Genomic DNA, 15,695 nt, shown 5'->3' with positions numbered 1-15,695 from the left:
GCTGGTTCAGCGCCGCTGCACCAGCATCGGCACGAGTTGCAGTGACGTGCGGATGGCCTGGGCGGCGGCTTGCGCCTCTTCGCGGCTGGGGTAGGGGCCCGCCTGGATCTTGTGCAGCGGCTTTTCGTTGAACAGCGCCAGCAGGGGCGCCAGGGTGTCCATCTGTTCGGCCACGCGGCGCTGGAACTGCGCGGCGCTTTCGCTCTGGCTGAAGGCGCCGAGCTGCAGCCACCAGCCGCGTGCGGCGGCGGTGCCGGCGCGGCTGTCGGGCAGGGCTTCCAGGCGGGGTGGCTCAGGCGTTGGGCTGGTGGCTGGCGCCTGAAGGGGGGCTGTCGGCAGATCGGGCATGACGGGCATGACCGGGACGGCTGTTTCAACCGTTGGTTCAGCAGGTGTCGCCACTGCGATCTGGCGGCGTCACGGCTTCGGCCTGCGCGTAGGCCTCGCCGCCGGAGCGGGTGTCGCGGCGCCAGGCGCCGGTGCGGATCATGTCGTGGGTGAGGCGTTCGACCTCCACCGGCGTGACGCCGCGCAGGATGTCGAGCTTGAGTGCGGCGGTGTAGGACACATCCACGACCCGGCCCTTGGCAAAGGGCCCCCGGTCGTTGATGCGCACGATCACCTCGCGGCCGTTTTTCGGATTGGTGATGCGGGCGTAGCTGGGAATCGGCAGCGTCGGGTGTGCCGCCGTCATGGCGTACATGTTGTAGAGCTCGCCGCTGGCGGTGCGCCGGCCGTGAAATTTGCGGCCGTACCAGGAGGCCAGGCCGCGCTCCAGCAGCGGCTCGTCCTCGGTCATGGGCGTGTAGTTCAGCCCCAGCGCGGCATAGGGTTTGTTGGGGCCACCGACGCGGATGAACTCGACCTGCGGCGTGGCGTCGGGCACCAGCGCCAGGTTGGGGGGCGGGTTCGGCTCGGGGCCGTCGCGCTCACCGGGCGCAGCCGGCGAGGCCAATGGCGGCACGGGCGTCTGGTGGCGTTGACCTTTGCCGCGCCGTGCTGCTGCGGGACGATGTCTTGGGTGCGCTGCTGCAGGCGGCCAGCACCGCAGCGATCAGCAGGACCGCCGTGCCGAGCTGGCCGATGCGCTGCAGTTGAGTGAAGCGTCCGGCCATCATTCCCATCCTTCTTTCATGCGGGCGTCAGGCCGCCTGACCGACTGCCAGCACCGGGTAGTCGGTGTAGCCCACGGCGGCACCGCCGCCGTAGAGGTGGGCGGCGTCGAGCGCGTTCCAGGCCGCGCCGCTGCGCAGGCGCGCACCCAGGTCGGGGTTGGCGATGAAGCCCTTGCCGAAGGCGACCAGATCGGCGCTGCCGCGCTCGACCACCTCGCTGGCCATGGCGCTGTCGTAGCCGTTGTTGACCATCCAGGGTGCCTTCAGGCGGGCGCGCAGCGCGGCGTAGTCGAACGGCGCCACGTCGCGCGGGCCGCCGGTCTGGCCTTCGATCACGTGCACGTACATCAGGTCCAGCGGCGCGAGCATGTCGGCCACGGCGTTGAACAGCGCCTGCGGGTTGCTGTCCTGCCCCGCATCGTTGACGGGGGTGACCGGGCTGAGGCGGATGCCGGTGCGGTCGGCGCCGATCTCGGCGGTGATGGCCTGCATCACCTCGGCCAGCAGGCGGATGCGGTGGGCGATCGGGCCGCCGTAGGCATCGGTGCGGTCGTTGATGCTGTCGCGCAGGAACTGCTCGATCAGATAACCGTTGGCCGCGTGCACTTCCACGCCGTCAAAGCCGGCGTCGATGGCGCAGCGTGCGGCGTGGCGGTAGTCGGCCACCAGCGTCGGGATTTCCTCAGTCGGTCGAGCGCGCGTGGGGTCGACACCGGCACGAAGCCTTCGGTCGTGAAGGTCATGCCCTTGGCGACCTTGGCCGTCGATGACACCGGTGCCGCGCCGCCCAGCAGCGAGCTGTGCGAAATGCGGCCCACGTGCCAGAGCTGGATCACGATCTTGCCGCCTTCGGCGTGCACCGCGTCGGTGATCTTCTTCCAGCCGGCCACCTGCTCGGGCGTGAAGATGCCGGGGGTGTCGAGGTAGCCCTGGCCGTCGGGGCGGATCTGCGAGGCCTCGGTGATGATGAGCGCCGCGCCGGTGGCCGGGTTGGCGCGCTGGCGGTAGTACTCGACCATCAGGTCATTGGGCTGCTGGCCGGGGGCGCGGTTGCGCGTCAGCGGCGCCATCACGATGCGGTTGGCAAGCTCGATGGCACCGAGGCGGGTAGGGGAATAGAGGTTCGTCATGGCCCGCATCTTCGCAGCGTCCCCAGCAACCGCAACCACCTTGGGGACACGGTGGGCTGTGTTAGGACAAGCCTTGAAGCACGCCGGGTTCCAGCTCGACCCACACCGGCGCGTGGTCGCTGGGCCGCTCGTTCTTGCGCGGCGCCTTGTCGATGGCGCAGGCCTTGACGCCGGCCACCAGCGGCGTGCTCACCAGAATGTGGTCGATGCGCAGTCCCTGGTTCTTGCGGAAGGCCAGGTTGCGGTAGTCCCACCAGCTCCAGGGCTTGGGCGGTTGCTCGAACAGCCGGAAGGCATCGACCAGGCCCAGCGCCACCAGCGCCTGAAAGTGCGCGCGCTCCTCCACCGTGCAGTGGATCTGGTCCTTCCACGCGACCGGGTCGTAGACGTCCGCGTCGGTGGGCGCGATGTTGAAGTCGCCCATCAGCACCAGCTGCGGGTGCGCGGTCAACTCGTCCCGCAGCCAGGCCTGCAAGGCGTCCAGCCAGCCCATCTTGTAGGCGAACTTCTCGCTGCCCGGCGCCTGACCATTGGGAAAGTAGCCGCCCACCACGCGCACGCCGCCGACCGTGCCGGCAATCACGCGCGCCTGCTCGTCGGCCAGGCCGGGGATGTTGCGCACCACGTCGGTGACCTCGCCCAGCGCCGCGCGCGACAGCAGCGCCACGCCGTTGTAGGTCTTCTGGCCGTGAAAGGCGACGTGGTAGCCGGTGGCCTCGATCTCGGCGGCCGGAAACTTGTCGTCGGTGAGCTTGGTCTCCTGCAGCACCAGCACATCGGGCTGATGCGCGGCCAGCCAGTCGAGCAGCTGTGGCAGCCGTACGGCGAGGGAGTTGACGTTCCATGTGGCGAGTTTCATGGGTGACGTGCTCATTGGCCAGTGGGGGCCGGGGCTGCGCCCCAACGATCGATGCCGTGAACGAAGCGGCCCAGCGGCCCCAGGCGTGCGGCCTGGGCCGACACCAGCGCCAGATCACTGGCCTTCCAGGCGCGCAGCAGCAGCGTGGCGGCCGGATAGGCCACGACGAACAGGCAGCCCGCCGTGAACTGTCCCCATGTTCCGGTCGAGAACAGCAGGGGAATGCATGCGAGCACTCCTGCGCCGAGCGCGGCCAGTGTTGTGCGCAGCAAGGCTTGTGTTGGCGGCTTGAAGCCGACCAGGCGGGTGGCGACCAGGATGACGCAGGGGTAGACCAGCAGGTTCGTCGTGGCGTATGAGGCCAGCGCACCGTGCAGGCCGTAGGCGGGCACCAGCCACCAGGCGGTGGCGGCGGATACCGCGACGCCGCCAGCGGCCACGCCGAAGCGCAGGCCCTGCTGGTCGGTGGTCGACAGCAGCGTGCTCAGCACGCCGCTGGGCAGGGTCAGTCCGCCCACCACGATCAGCACCTGGAAGGCAAATGCTGCTTCCGAGAACTTGCTGCCGAACATCAGCCACACGATCGGGTAGGCCCACAACAGGCCGACGCCGGTGAGCATCAGCCCGAAGAAGTGAAACATGCGCATGGCGTCCGAGGTGATCTGGAGCGTGCGCTCGCGCCCGCCCTTGCCGAAACCGTGCGCCATCAGCGGCATCAGCACCGAGTTCAGGCCTGAGGAGAGCAACTCCACGCCGCCACGTGTCAGTGCGATCGCCACGCTGAAGAAACCGATGGCGGCCGCACTGCCGTGGGAGTTGAGAAAGAACATCGGAATCGTCGAGCCGTAGAACACCGCCACCAGCGTGAGCATCACGGTCCAGTAGAAGTGCGGCTTCAGGCGGGTGATCAGTTCGGGGTCGACCGTGCGTGCTGCCGTTCGCCTCGGGCGGTTGCGCAGTCGTGCCAGCAGCGCCGGATGCGCCAGGCTGGAAGCCACGAACAGGCCCAGATAGGCGTACAGATGAACGTCGAAGAACATCATCACGACCACCGCCGCCGCCGTGATCAGGCTCATGGCGCTCATGCTGGTGGCTTCGATGCCGAAGCGGCCGTAGCCCTTGGCGGTGGAGACACCGAACAGATACCAGGCCTTGGGCACTGAAGCGACCACCACCACGGCGGCCACCAGCAGCAGGCTGGACTCCCAGCCGGCGGGTTTGACGTAGGGCAGCGCGAAGGAGAACAACACCCCCACGATGCCCACCGCCCACCACTGCCGCCGCCAGAACCAGTGGTGCAGCGCGCTGGCCGAGGCGTCATCGCCCCGACCGATGCTCTCGGAGATGAAGCGGATCGACGAGGTGGTCAGGCCGTTGTTCATCAACAGCACCAGAATGCCCGACAGCCACACCAGATAGGCGTAGCGGCCGTAGTCTTCCGGCCCGAGCGCGCGTGCAATCAGGGTGCTGGTGATCAGGCCGGCGGCGTAGGCGACGTAGGTCGAGCCGGTGACAAGCAGTGCCGCGCGCAGTGCGGCAGCCGCGCCGAATGGTTTGGCCATCGATCAGGCCTCTTCTTTGGTCATGAGCAATCCTGCGCCTGTTGGAGTGTGGCGCGCAACCCGTAAGAATAGCTGCGCCGGGCCTGTCCGCCCGGCAGGGTGACCCCGAACAGAGACCGTCGAGTCGTCAGGAGTTCGCGATGCGCAGCTTGTGCTCCGCCGGTTCCTGTTCCGGGGCGGACGCTGCTGGTGCGATCCCGCTGGCGGTCGTGGGCTGGCGCAGCCGCTCGATCAGGGTCAGCACCCATCCGGCCAGCGTGTGGTTGTAGAGCCGCAGATGCCGGTGGGGCCGCACGGTCTCTGCCCATTCGAGCTTGTAGCTCTCGTTGCCGCCCAGGAAGTCGTACTCCAGGCAGCCCCGGTCGAAGTAGTGCGACAGCAGGTAGATCATCAGCATATTGCCGGGAGACAGCCTGGACAGTGATTGATCGAACGTGCTTTTGAGGCCCAATACCCGTGTGCCGTGCAGCAACTCCAGACTGTGCGCGACCGGCTGATCGCCGATGAACATGATCGCGCCCTTGAGAACGCCGGAGGGCCCCAGGCGTGCCAGCAGGTCTTCATAAAAAAGTTGTTCCCAGGTGCGTGAGGTGATGGCGCTGCCCTCGGCGTGTTTCCAACTGCGTGCCTCGATCAGCAGCGCACGGCTCAGGTAGTGCGCCAGTTCTTCGGGCTGCTGATAGAACTCCACGCGCACGTTGTCGTCCAGTTCGACATCGCGCAGCAGCCCGCGCACTTTCTTGCGGAACTTCTTCGACTTCTGCACCAGAAAGTCTTCCAGCGAGCCCTGATGCGTCAGGTACGGCGAGTGCAGGCCCTCGCGCACCCGAAGGGCATGGCGCCTGCTTCGGGACTCGGATTGCCAGACCTCGTACGTGGGTGAGTTGCCATCGAGATTCTCGATTTCCAGCCAATGCCAGGTCTGCTGCCAGCGTCGCAGCGCGTTCATCACGAGCGGGATCGAGCGCTTGGCATCGAGCCGGCTCAGCACCTCGGCGTACATGCCGATGACGTTCTGAAGTGGCTCCACATAAGACAGCGTCAGCGGGCCCTTGCGCTGGGTCTTGAGCTGGATCGGCCAGACCAGCAGCAGCGCCTGGTCCTTGTCGCGAGCCACGACGACATGCAGTGTCTGTGGGGGGAGTGCATGCCCGGTCACCATGGCTTGCGCCCACATCGGGCTCAGGTCGTGCAGGGCGCCAAGGTCTTGCCACAGTGCGAGCCATTGGGCTTCGCTGTTCGCCAGAAAAGTGGTCCAGGGAAGAATTCCTGCTTGGGCGTCTTGATGCATGTTGGTGTGACAGAGGTTCAATGTCGTCGGGGAAGCCGGTCCTCAATGCGCTGGTAGACCGCGTAGGTCAGTGCCGCGAGCCTGTCCGTCGGGGCGAGCCGTGCCATCGAGCGCAGCACCCTGACGGAGGGCCAGCGCAGCCAGCGGTGCGCAAAGCGCAGGTGTTCGCGCGCTTCTGCACGCAGGCCAAAGGACAGTGCGGCCTTGCCAGCCTCCAGGCGCCGGAAGGCGTAGATGCGCTGTACCTCGACGTCATCGGGCATGCGGCGCAGGAAGCACTCTTCGATCACGGCTGCATAGTTGCGCGTGAAGCTCACGTAGGAGCGGCCGGCGGTCAGCTGCGAGGCAGCCTGGCTGCTCGGCGGGACGAGGTTCTTTCGTACCGCCGGCACGGCGATCAGGTTGCTCGGGTGGCTCAGGGCCAGCTCGATCAGGAACTGCAGGTCGTTGCAGTTGCGCCGTTCCACCGGAAAGGGGCTCAGGCCCTGCAGTGCCTCCGTGCGCATCACCAGACACCACAGCGCATGGAAGTAGCCCCAGCGGTAGTGCTCGCCGATGTTGCCCCGGTACCAGCGCACCTGCTCTTCATCGATGCCCAGATCGCGTGCCAGCGGCAATGCCCAGTCGCCCAGCGGTTGGCATGTGGTGAAAACGCGCAGGTAGTCATCTTTCTTGCCCTGCGGCAGGGCCAGCGCCGATGAGCCCAGGCTGCGGGCCAGATCGACATAGTGACCAGCCAGCGCGTGCAAGTCCTGGCGCAGCAGGCGTCCATCTGCCTTGGCCTCATACGACTCGGTCGCGACCCAAGCCTCCTGGGGGTGGCGATCAAGGAAGCCGCAGGACAGGGCCAGGAAATGCGGCAGCCATTCGTCGTCGGAATCCAGGAAGCTGATGTAGCGCCCGCAACTCTCGCGCAGGCCCAGGTTGCGTGCTGTGGCTGCACCGGCGTTCGCCTGGACGATCACGCGCAGTCGGGGCTCGTCAAGCGCGGCCAGCAACTCCTTTGAGCCGTCGGTCGAGCCGTCATCGATGACGAGCAATTCCCAGTCGGTGTAACTCTGGGCCTGCACGCTACGCACGGCACGCAGCAAGGTGTCTCGCCGGTTGTAGGTCGGGAGGATGACCGTGACGGCGGGGGGGGGCTTGTGAATGGAGGAACTCGTGGGCGCGGTCATGTGGACAGAAAGAGGCCTGAGGCGGGTGCAGTGCCCGTACGTTTTCAGCGTGCAGTGCGAAAGCGCAAGCGAACCAATGTGACTGCTTTTGCCCTGTTGTCGATTGACGTTTGGCAATTCCTGTTCATCCCTTCAGCACGCTTCTCGACGCCTGGAAAAGTGGGCCTGTCAGCTGAAAGCTCAGGACTTACCCTCGTTTCAGTGCTCAGCCCTGACCCCTTCGTTGACAGGGCGCAATCGATTGCGTTAGATTTGAAAAGCGGCAAGTAATACGATTTACCTAAGTCTGATTTCGTGATCAGGCACCGCGCGAGCATTTCGCTGTCCAGCACAGGCCACCGCGTTCGTGGCCCTTCAAACACCCCGGAGAGAGACGATGAAACTGAGCCCCAAGCTCCTGGCCGCCGCAGCGCTGGCCGTCCTGTCGCAAGCTGCCTTCAGCGCCGATGTGCTGCGCGTCTGGCACCACGGTGGCCGCGCCGACAACGAGCGCGAGCGCATGGCCGCACTGATCGAGAAGTGGAACAAGGCCAACCCCACCATGCCCGCCAAGCTGGAAATCCAGCCCGAGGGTTCGTACAACGAGCAGGTGCAGGCTGCGGCGCTGTCGGGCAACCTGCCCGACCTGCTGGACCTGGACGGCCCGAACTACGCCAACTACGTCTGGTCGGGCTATCTGGCGCCGCTCAACGGCCTGGTCTCGGCCAAGACCGTGGGCGACATGCTGCCCTCGCTGATCAACCAGGGCACCTACCCGCCGGACGGCAAGCTCTACGCGCTGGGCCAGGGCGATTCCGGCCTGAGCATCTGGGGCCGCAAGAGCCTGCTCAACGCCGCCAAGGTGCGCATCCCCAAGGGCGTCGATGACGCTTGGACGCTGGCTGAATTCGAAGACGCGCTCGCCAAGCTCAAGGCCCAGCCGGGCATGAAGTACGCGCTGGACGTCAAGCTCAACTACGGCCAGGGCGAGTGGTACACCTACGGCTTCAGCCCCTGGGTGCAGTCGATGGGCGGCGACCTGATCGACCGCAAGAGCTGGAAGGCCGACGGCACCATGAACGGCCCGGCCGCCGTCAAGGCGCTGACGCTGCTGCAGGGCTTCGTCAAGAAGGGCTACATCGCCCCGGCCAGCGAAGGCGATGACAGCTTCTACGGCAAGAAGACGGCGGCGCTGTCCTTCGTCGGTCACTGGATGTGGCCGGCGCACAGCAAGGCGTTTGCCGACGATCTGGTGCTGCTGCCCATGCCCAAGTTCGGCGCCAAGGCCGTGACGGGCAACGGCGGCTGGGCCTGGGCCATCAACGGCAAGAGCAAGCAGCAGGCCGCCACCGGCAAGCTGCTGGACTTCATGCTGGCCACCGACAACGTCGCCGAGCTGTCGACCGCCATGGGCGGCGTGCCGGGCGTGAAGTCGGCCGCACCCAAGGTCGACCTCTACAAGGCCGGCGGCCCGCTGTCGCTCTACATCGACCAGCTCGCCAAGGTCAGCGTGGCGCGTCCGGCCCACCCGGCCTACCCGACCATCACGGCCGCCTTCGCCAAGGCGGTGGCTGATGCGGTGGACGGCGGCGACGTGAAGAAGGCGCTTGATGCCGCAGCCAAGAAGGTCGACCAGGACATCGCCGACAACAAGGGCTACAAGCCGTTCGGCAAGTAAGCCCGCCGGTACGGCAGGCGAGGGCGGCCCGGTGCCGCCCCCGCCGCCCTGCATCGCGCCCGCCGGGCGCGTCCCCTGTCAACGGAGACTCCGCCCCATGCTCGCCGTGCGCCAGCAGACAGCGCTGCGCCCCTGGCTGTTCCTCAGCCCGGCGCTTGCGCTGATCGTGCTTTTCCTGATCCTGCCCTTCGTGCTGACGGTGATCTTCTCGTTCACCGACCAGCGCCTGGTTCCCAACCTCAACGTGCCGACCGAGGGGGTCGGCTGGCGCAACTACCTGCGCATCTTCGAGAACGAGGACTTCGTCCGCACCCTGCTCAACACCGCCTACTTCACGGTGCTGGTGGTGCCGCTGCAGTGCGGGCTCGGCCTGGCCGTGGCCATGCTCATCAACACCAGGCTGCCGATGCGGCAGGCGTTTCGGGGCATCTACTTCCTGCCGACCATCATCTCGATGGTGGTGGTCTCGGTGATCTGGTTCTCGCTGTTCCAGATCGGCGGTTTCTTCAACACCGCGCTCACCACGCTGACCTTCGGCTACGCCAATCCGGTCGACTGGCTCGCCAACCCCGCCACCGCGATGCCGGCCATCGTGCTGATGTCGGCCTGGCAGGGCTTCCCCTTCCAGATGGTGGTCTACCTGGCCGGCCTGCAGAGCATCAACACCGACCTGTACGAAGCCGCGCGTCTGGACGGCGCCAACCGCTTCAACGAGTTCTGGCACGTGACCATGCCCGGCCTGCTCAACACCCACATCCTGGTCGTGATGACCACCACCATCCTGGCCTTCAAGCTCTTCACGCAGGTGGAGCTGCTGACCAAGGGCGGGCCGTCAGGCTCGACCGACACGCTGGTGCGCTTCATCTACCTGACCGGTTTCCGCCAGGGCAAGGTCGGCATCGCGGCCGCTGCGGCGGTGATCTTTTTCCTGATCGTGCTGGGCATCAGCCTGGTGCAGCGCCGCCTCGTCAAGGAAGAAAGGGCGATCGAATGAGCACCCGCATCGAACGACTGTTCCTGATGATCATCGCGCTGGCGCTGCTGGCCTTCGTGCTGGCGCCGCTGATGCTGATGGTCGCCACCTCGCTCAAGGGCGACGAGCAGCAGATCCTGCTTGACTTCGGCAACTGGCGCGCCTTCTGGGTCTCGCCGGACCAGATGTCGCTGGAGAACTTCCGCCAGGTGCTGAGCGACACCACATCGCCCGTGCCGCGCTACCTGATGAACTCGGCGCTGATCGTCTTCTGCATCGTCTTCTTCGGCGTGTTCGTCAACTCGCTGGCAGCGTATGCGCTGGCGCGCATCAGCTTTCCGGGCCGCAACTTCGTGGTGATGGCCATCATTTCGCTCATCATCATTCCGATGGAAGCGCTGGCCGTGCCGATGCTGCTGATGATGAATCAGGTCGGCTGGGTCGACACCTACCAGGCGCAGATCGTGCCGTTCATCGCCCACCCGTTCTCGATCTTTTTGTTCTATCAATTCTTCGCCAAGATCCCCAAGGACTACGACGAAGCCGCCTACCTGGATGGCGCCTCGCACCTGAAGATCTACTGGCAGATCATCATGCCGCTGTCGCTGCCGGCCATCGCCACCGTGGCGATCCTGCAGAGCCTGGAGTACTGGAACGCCTTCCTGTGGCCGCTGATGGTCACGCGCGGTGCCGAGGTGCGGCCGGTGTCGCTGGCACTCGCCCAGTTCTTCGGCACGCCGCCGCCGGTGTGGGGCGACGTGATGGCGTTTTCGGTGCTGATGTCGGCGCCGATCCTGCTCGTTTATCTGCTGTTCCAGCGCTGGTTCATCCAGTCCGCGATGGGCAGCGGCGTCAAAGGTTGAACCCCCATGCTTGCACTCAAAGACCAATGGATCTGGGACTTCTGGACCTTGAAGGACGGCGACCAGTGGCATTGCTGGTTCCTCCAGGCCGACAAAGCCCTCAAGGATGAAGGCCTGCGCCACTGGAACGTCAGCTACGGCCACGCCACCAGCACCGACCTGACGAACTGGACCCACCACGGCACCTGCTTCACGCCGTCGGCGACGCCGTCGTGGGACGACAAGACGGTCTGGACCGGCTCGGTCGTGCGGCCTGAGGCCCACGGCGACTGGCACCTGTTCTACACCGGCACCTGCGCGGCCGAGAACGGCCGTCGCCAGCGCCTCGGCCACGCCATCAGCACCGATGGCCACCACTGGCAGCGCGTGGGCGACGGTTTGATCGTCGACCTCAAGGCCGACGACGCCGTCAGCGCCCTCTACGAGGAATACGCCTTGCCCGACGGTGGCCCGTGGGACGGCCGCGCCATGCGCGACCCGTGGGTCATGAAAGACCCGCACGGTCCCGGCTGGCTGATGTACTTCACCGCCCGCGTGCCGCATGGCGACGAACTCAACACGCGCGGCGCCATCGGCCTGGCGCGCTCGGACGATCTCTACCACTGGACGCTGCAGCCGCCGGTCTACGCGGGAGGCGACTACGGTCAGCTGGAAGTGCCGCAGGTGTTCGAGATCGACGGCCGCTGGTACATGGTGTTCTGCAACGCCGGCGAGCATTGGTCGCACAAGGTGGTGCAGGCCTACGCCGCAGCCGGCCACGGCACGCCGGTGTGGGGTACGCATTACCTGATGGCCGAGCACCCGCTCGGGCCGTGGCAGCTGCCGGAAGGGCCGTTCCTCGACGGTGCGATGCCCTGCGAGCGCTATGCCGCCAAGGTGCTCAAGACCGGCAACGACAGCGGCGCCGGACTGGCGCTGATCGGCTTCAAGTACTGGGGCACGGGCGAGCGCCAAGGCGAGTTCATCGGTGAACTCTGCGACCCCGCGCCGGTGCTGCGCGACCCCGCGACCGGGCTGCTGCGCCTGGCCGAGTAACCAATTCAAAGACAGGAGCGCCACTATGGCCAGCGTGACGATGCGGGGTATCCGCAAGAGCTATGACTCGTCCCTCGAAGTGATCAAGGGCGTGGATCTGGAGGTGCGCGACGGTGAGTTCATGGTCTTCGTCGGCCCGTCGGGCTGCGGCAAGAGCACCATGATGCGCATGATCGCGGGCCTGGAAGGCATCACGGCCGGCGAATTGCGCATCGGTGACAAGGTCGCCAACGACCTGCCGGCGCCGATGCGCGGCGTGGCGATGGTGTTCCAGAGCTACGCGCTCTACCCGCACATGACCGTGGCCGAGAACATGGGCTTCAGCCTCAAGATGGCCAAGGTGCCCAAGGCCCAGGCGCGCGAGCAGGTCGAGCACGCCGCCAAGGTCTTGCAGATCACCCACCTGCTGGACCGCACGCCCAAAGCCTTGTCGGGCGGCCAGCGCCAGCGCGTGGCGATCGGCCGCGCCATCGTGCGCAAGCCCGAGGTGTTTCTGTTCGACGAGCCGCTCTCGAACCTCGACGCCGGCCTGCGCGTGCAGATGCGGGTGGAACTCACCAAGCTGCACCGCGAGCTGGGCAGCACCATGATCTACGTGACGCACGACCAGGTCGAGGCCATGACGATGGGCGACCGCATCGCGGTGTTCAACGCCGGCCGCATCGAGCAGGTCGGCTCGCCGCTGGAGCTGTACCAGCATCCGGCCAACGTGTTCGTGGCCCAGTTCCTGGGCAGCCCGAAGATGAACGTGCTGCCCGGCACCGCGCAGGCGGTGGAGGGTGGCGTGCGCATCGGCGGCCCGAGCGCCGGCTTCGTGCTGCCGGCGGCGGGCCTCACCGAAGGCGTGCATTCGCGGCTGGCCGAGGTGGCTCAGGTCGGCATCCGGCCCGAGTCGATGACGGTGTCGGCCGGCCCCTCGGCCGAGCCCGGCTGGCCGGCCCGCATCGACGTGGTCGAGCACCTGGGCGACACCGTGCTGATCTACGCGAGCGTGGCCGGCGTGGATCAGCCCGTGAGCCTGAAGCTGAGCGCCGAGGACGGCCAGCCCTGGTCGGTCGGCTCCCAGGTCAACCTGCACCCGAAGGCCGGCGCGCTGCATCTGTTCGACGCGCAGGGCCAGCGCATCGGCGCGGTCTGATCAGGCAGGTTTCAGCGGGGGCGCCACCGAGTGGCGCGCCACCAGCGGGCAGCGCAGCAGCGTGCGCCCGCCCGGCAACGGTGCGCCGCTCAACAGCGCCTGCGCCCCCCACTGGCCCATCTCGTAGTGCGGCAGCTGCATGGTGGTGAGGGTGGGGCGCAGGTGGGCGGCGATCACGTCCTGGTTGTCGAAGCCGACGATCGATACGTCCTCCGGCACGCGCAGGCCGAGCGATTGCACGGCGGCGTAGGCGCCCATCGCGGCGCGGTCGTTGAGGCAGAACAGCGCCGTGGGCCGCTCGGCGGCATCCAGTCCGTGCAGCCCTTGCAGCAATTGCATGGCGCCGTCAAAGCCCGCTTCCTGCCAGCCGCTCACGCGCACGATCAGGCGCGGGTCGGCGACCAGCCCCGCATCCTTCAGCGCCTGCTGATGGCCCTGGAGGCGCAGCGGCGCGGCCACCGAGTCGTCGAGGTTGTCGATCACGCCGATGCGCCGGTGTCCGTGCGCCAGCAGGTGCGCGGTGGCGTCGAAGCCGCCCTGGACCTCGTCGGGCACCACGGCGCTGATGCGCGCATCAGCGCTGTAGGCGTTGACCAGCACGACCGGAAAACCCTCCAGCAGCGGCGGCACGATGATTTCCTTGTGCGCCATCGCGGCCAGGATGATGGCGTCGACCTGGTGCTGCAGCAGCGCGCCGAGCGCTTCCTGCTCCAGCTCGCTCTGGTGGTCGGTGTTGATCAGCGTCAGGATGCGCCGGTGCTGCCAGGCCACGTCCTGTGCGCCGCGCACGATCAGGCCGGCAAACGGCGTGGTGGCGATCTCGTCGGACACGAAGCCCAGCAGGCTCGACGTGCCCTGGCGCAGCGCGCGCGCCATGGCGTTGGGCCGGTAGCCGAGCTGGTGCACGGCGGTCCAGACGCGCTCGCGCGTGTCCTTGGGGATGCTGGCGTCGGCCCGGTCATTGAGCACGAACGACACGGTGGTCTGCGACACCCGCGCGGCCTGCGCCACATCGAGCATGGTGACGCGGGGCTTCATCCGCGCAGCAACTCCAGCACCTCGCGCTCCAGCTTCCCGGGCTTGGTCTGCGGCGCGAAGCGCGCCACCACGCCGCCCTGGGCATTGAGCAGGAACTTGGTGAAGTTCCACTTCACGCTGCAGGTGCCCAGCACGCCGGGTGCTGCCGCCTTGATGTGGCGGTAAAGCGGGTGGGCGTTGGCGCCATTGACGTCCAGCTTGGCGAACAGCGGAAAGCTCACGCCGTACTGCAGCGCGCAGAAGCGCTGGATCTCGCTCTCATCGCCCGGCTCCTGGTGGCCGAACTGGTTGCACGGGAAGCCCAGCACCGCCAGGCCGGCATCGCGGTGCTGGCGGTAGAGCGCCTCCAGCCCGGCGTACTGCGGCGTGAAACCGCACTGGCTGGCGACGTTGACGACCAGCGTCGCCCGGCCCAGAAAGTCGCCCAGCGGGCGGCGCTGGCCGTCGATGGTGGTGAGTTCGATCTGCGCGATGTTGTGCATGGAGGGAAGACGCTCAGGAGCCGGACGCGCGCTGGTAGGTGACGAAAGAGAAACCGAAATCGTTCGGTGCCGCACTGTGCAGGCGCTGACGTGACAGTTCGATGAATTGCGCGCGCTCCCAGGCCGGAAAGTGCGTGTCGCCGGCAAAGTCGCGCTCGATCTCGGTCAGCCACAGCTCGTCGGCCTGCGGCAGCGCGGCGGCGTAGATTTCAGCGCCGCCGATGACGAAGACACGCGCCTCGTTTTTTAGCTGCGCCAGCGCCTGGCTCATGTCATGCGCCACCTCGGCGCCGTCGGCCTGCCAGTCGGTCTGGCGCGTCAGCACGATGTTGCGGCGGCCGGGCAGGGGGCGAAAGCGCGCCGGCAGCGAATCCCAGGTCTTGCGGCCCATGAGGACCGGCGCGCCCAGCGTGCTGCGCTTGAAGTGCGCCAGGTCTTCCGGCAGGTGCCACAGCAGCTGGTTGTCGTGGCCGATGACGCCGTTGCGCGCCACGGCGGCGATGAGTGCGAGCTTCATGCGGCGCGCCTCAGACCGCCACCGGCGCCTTGATGGCCGGGTGGTGCTGGTAGTCGGTCACGTCGAAGTCGTCCAGCTCGTAGTCGAAGATCGACGCCGGCCGGCGCTTGATCTGCAGCGTCGGGTAGGCGTAGGGCGTGCGCGCCAGTTGCGTCTCGACCTGCTGGGCGTGGTTGCTGTAGAGGTGGCAGTCGCCGCCGGTCCAGATGAAGTCGCCCACCGCCAGATCGCACTGCTGCGCCACCATGTGCGTGAGCAGCGCGTAGGACGCGATGTTGAACGGCACGCCCAGGAAGATGTCCGCGCTGCGCTGATACAGCTGGCAACTCAGCTTGCCGTCGGCGACGTAGAACTGGAACAGCGCGTGGCAGGGCATCAGCGCCATCTGGTCGAGCTCGGCCACGTTCCAGGCGCTGACGATGATGCGGCGCGAATCGGGGTTGCTCTTGATCTGCTCGATCACCTGGGCGATCTGGTCGATGTGGCCGCCGCTGGCGGTGGGCCAGCTGCGCCACTGCACGCCGTAGACGGGGCCGAGGTCGCCGTCGTCGCGCGCCCATTCGTCCCAGATGGTGCAGCCGCGGTCCTGCAGCCACTGCACGTTGCGCTCGCCGCGCAGGAACCACAGCAGTTCCAGGATGATGGAGCGCAGGTGTACCTTCTTGGTCGTGACGAGCGGGAAGCCCTCGTTCAGGTCAAAGCGCATCTGGTGGCCGAACACGCTTTTCGTGCCGGTGCCGGTGCGGTCGGATTTGGGCGTGCCGTGGTCGCGCACCAAGCGCATCAGATCTTCATACTGACTATGGGCGGTACGGTACAACATTGCGGCCACCTAGAAAAACTGAACATTATCTTTCCTA

16 protein-coding genes and 1 pseudogene are annotated in these 15,695 nt (G+C 66.9%); 5 read left to right on the top strand and 12 right to left on the bottom strand.

Features of this window, described 5'->3' with window-relative positions; translation table 11 throughout:
• Positions 1 to 6: 6 nt before the first annotated feature.
• The 8 genes and pseudogenes from AC5IG3_RS18250 to AC5IG3_RS18215 all read right to left on the bottom strand — a co-directional run bounded on the left by AC5IG3_RS18250 (position 7) and on the right by AC5IG3_RS18215 (position 7,132).
• On the bottom strand, positions 7 to 357 hold the full coding sequence (locus AC5IG3_RS18250) for an SPOR domain-containing protein (protein ID WP_491907720.1): 351 nt from the start codon (positions 355 to 357) through the stop codon (positions 7 to 9).
• A 28-nt stretch (positions 358 to 385) separates the two neighbouring features.
• Positions 386 to 964 (bottom strand): septal ring lytic transglycosylase RlpA family protein, encoded by a 579-nt coding sequence (locus AC5IG3_RS18245; protein WP_491907719.1) that lies wholly within the window; start codon positions 962 to 964, stop codon positions 386 to 388.
• Positions 930 to 1,115, bottom strand: coding sequence for a hypothetical protein (locus AC5IG3_RS18240; RefSeq protein WP_491907718.1), 186 nt, complete (start codon positions 1,113 to 1,115; stop codon positions 930 to 932). The genes AC5IG3_RS18245 and AC5IG3_RS18240 overlap by 35 nt, the downstream gene beginning before the upstream one ends.
• A gap of 27 nt (positions 1,116 to 1,142) precedes the next feature.
• Positions 1,143 to 2,245, bottom strand: a pseudogene (locus tag AC5IG3_RS18235) (alkene reductase).
• A 61-nt stretch (positions 2,246 to 2,306) separates the two neighbouring features.
• Entirely contained in the window at positions 2,307 to 3,104 is a 798-nt protein-coding gene (gene xth, locus AC5IG3_RS18230; RefSeq protein WP_491907717.1) for an exodeoxyribonuclease III, read from the bottom strand.
• Positions 3,105 to 3,115: 11 nt separating this feature from the next.
• On the bottom strand, positions 3,116 to 4,666 hold the full coding sequence (locus AC5IG3_RS18225; protein WP_491907716.1) for a lipopolysaccharide biosynthesis protein: 1,551 nt from the start codon (positions 4,664 to 4,666) through the stop codon (positions 3,116 to 3,118).
• 127 nt (positions 4,667 to 4,793) lie between these two features.
• Positions 4,794 to 5,957 carry a GNAT family N-acetyltransferase gene (locus AC5IG3_RS18220; protein ID WP_491907715.1) on the bottom strand — a complete coding sequence of 388 codons (1,164 nt, stop codon included), beginning with the start codon at positions 5,955 to 5,957 and terminating at the stop codon, positions 4,794 to 4,796.
• Between the two features lie 17 nt (positions 5,958 to 5,974).
• Positions 5,975 to 7,132, bottom strand: coding sequence for a glycosyltransferase family 2 protein (locus AC5IG3_RS18215; RefSeq protein WP_491907714.1), 1,158 nt, complete (start codon positions 7,130 to 7,132; stop codon positions 5,975 to 5,977).
• A gap of 376 nt (positions 7,133 to 7,508) precedes the next feature.
• On the opposite strand from AC5IG3_RS18215, the gene AC5IG3_RS18210 reads away from it, so the two are divergent.
• The 5 genes from AC5IG3_RS18210 (at position 7,509) to AC5IG3_RS18190 (ending at position 12,798) form a co-directional block, all read left to right on the top strand.
• Positions 7,509 to 8,789: an ABC transporter substrate-binding protein gene (locus AC5IG3_RS18210; RefSeq protein WP_491907713.1), complete on the top strand. Its 1,281-nt coding sequence runs from the start codon at positions 7,509 to 7,511 to the stop codon at positions 8,787 to 8,789.
• A 97-nt stretch (positions 8,790 to 8,886) separates the two neighbouring features.
• Positions 8,887 to 9,783, top strand: coding sequence for a carbohydrate ABC transporter permease (locus AC5IG3_RS18205; RefSeq protein WP_491907712.1), 897 nt, complete (start codon positions 8,887 to 8,889; stop codon positions 9,781 to 9,783).
• A complete protein-coding gene (locus AC5IG3_RS18200) occupies positions 9,780 to 10,625 on the top strand; it encodes a carbohydrate ABC transporter permease (RefSeq protein WP_491907711.1) in 846 nt (281 codons plus the stop codon). The genes AC5IG3_RS18205 and AC5IG3_RS18200 overlap by 4 nt, the downstream gene beginning before the upstream one ends.
• Positions 10,626 to 10,631: 6 nt before the next feature.
• Positions 10,632 to 11,660 (top strand): hypothetical protein, encoded by a 1,029-nt coding sequence (locus AC5IG3_RS18195; RefSeq protein WP_491907710.1) that lies wholly within the window; start codon positions 10,632 to 10,634, stop codon positions 11,658 to 11,660.
• Positions 11,661 to 11,685: 25 nt separating this feature from the next.
• Positions 11,686 to 12,798: an ABC transporter ATP-binding protein gene (locus AC5IG3_RS18190; protein WP_491907709.1), complete on the top strand. Its 1,113-nt coding sequence runs from the start codon at positions 11,686 to 11,688 to the stop codon at positions 12,796 to 12,798.
• On the opposite strand, the gene AC5IG3_RS18185 is transcribed toward AC5IG3_RS18190, so the two are convergent.
• From AC5IG3_RS18185 to AC5IG3_RS18170, 4 genes are read right to left on the bottom strand one after another with little or no spacing between them, the layout of a single operon-like run.
• Entirely contained in the window at positions 12,799 to 13,836 is a 1,038-nt protein-coding gene (locus tag AC5IG3_RS18185) for a LacI family DNA-binding transcriptional regulator (RefSeq protein WP_491907708.1), read from the bottom strand.
• Positions 13,833 to 14,318, bottom strand: coding sequence for a glutathione peroxidase (locus tag AC5IG3_RS18180; RefSeq protein ID WP_491907707.1), 486 nt, complete (start codon positions 14,316 to 14,318; stop codon positions 13,833 to 13,835). Before AC5IG3_RS18180 ends, AC5IG3_RS18185 begins: the two co-directional genes overlap by 4 nt.
• A 13-nt stretch (positions 14,319 to 14,331) precedes the next feature.
• A complete protein-coding gene (locus AC5IG3_RS18175; RefSeq protein ID WP_491907706.1) occupies positions 14,332 to 14,835 on the bottom strand; it encodes a dihydrofolate reductase in 504 nt (167 codons plus the stop codon).
• Positions 14,836 to 14,845: 10 nt separating this feature from the next.
• Entirely contained in the window at positions 14,846 to 15,658 is an 813-nt protein-coding gene (locus tag AC5IG3_RS18170) for a thymidylate synthase (protein ID WP_491907705.1), read from the bottom strand.
• Positions 15,659 to 15,695 lie beyond the last annotated feature (37 nt).

This window comes from Leptothrix sp. (in: b-proteobacteria), assembly GCF_965250675.1.
Lineage (GTDB): Bacteria > Pseudomonadota > Gammaproteobacteria > Burkholderiales > Burkholderiaceae_C > Sphaerotilus.
Note: the sequence above shows the minus strand (reverse complement) of the source record. Positions and strands in the feature narration are given on the sequence as shown.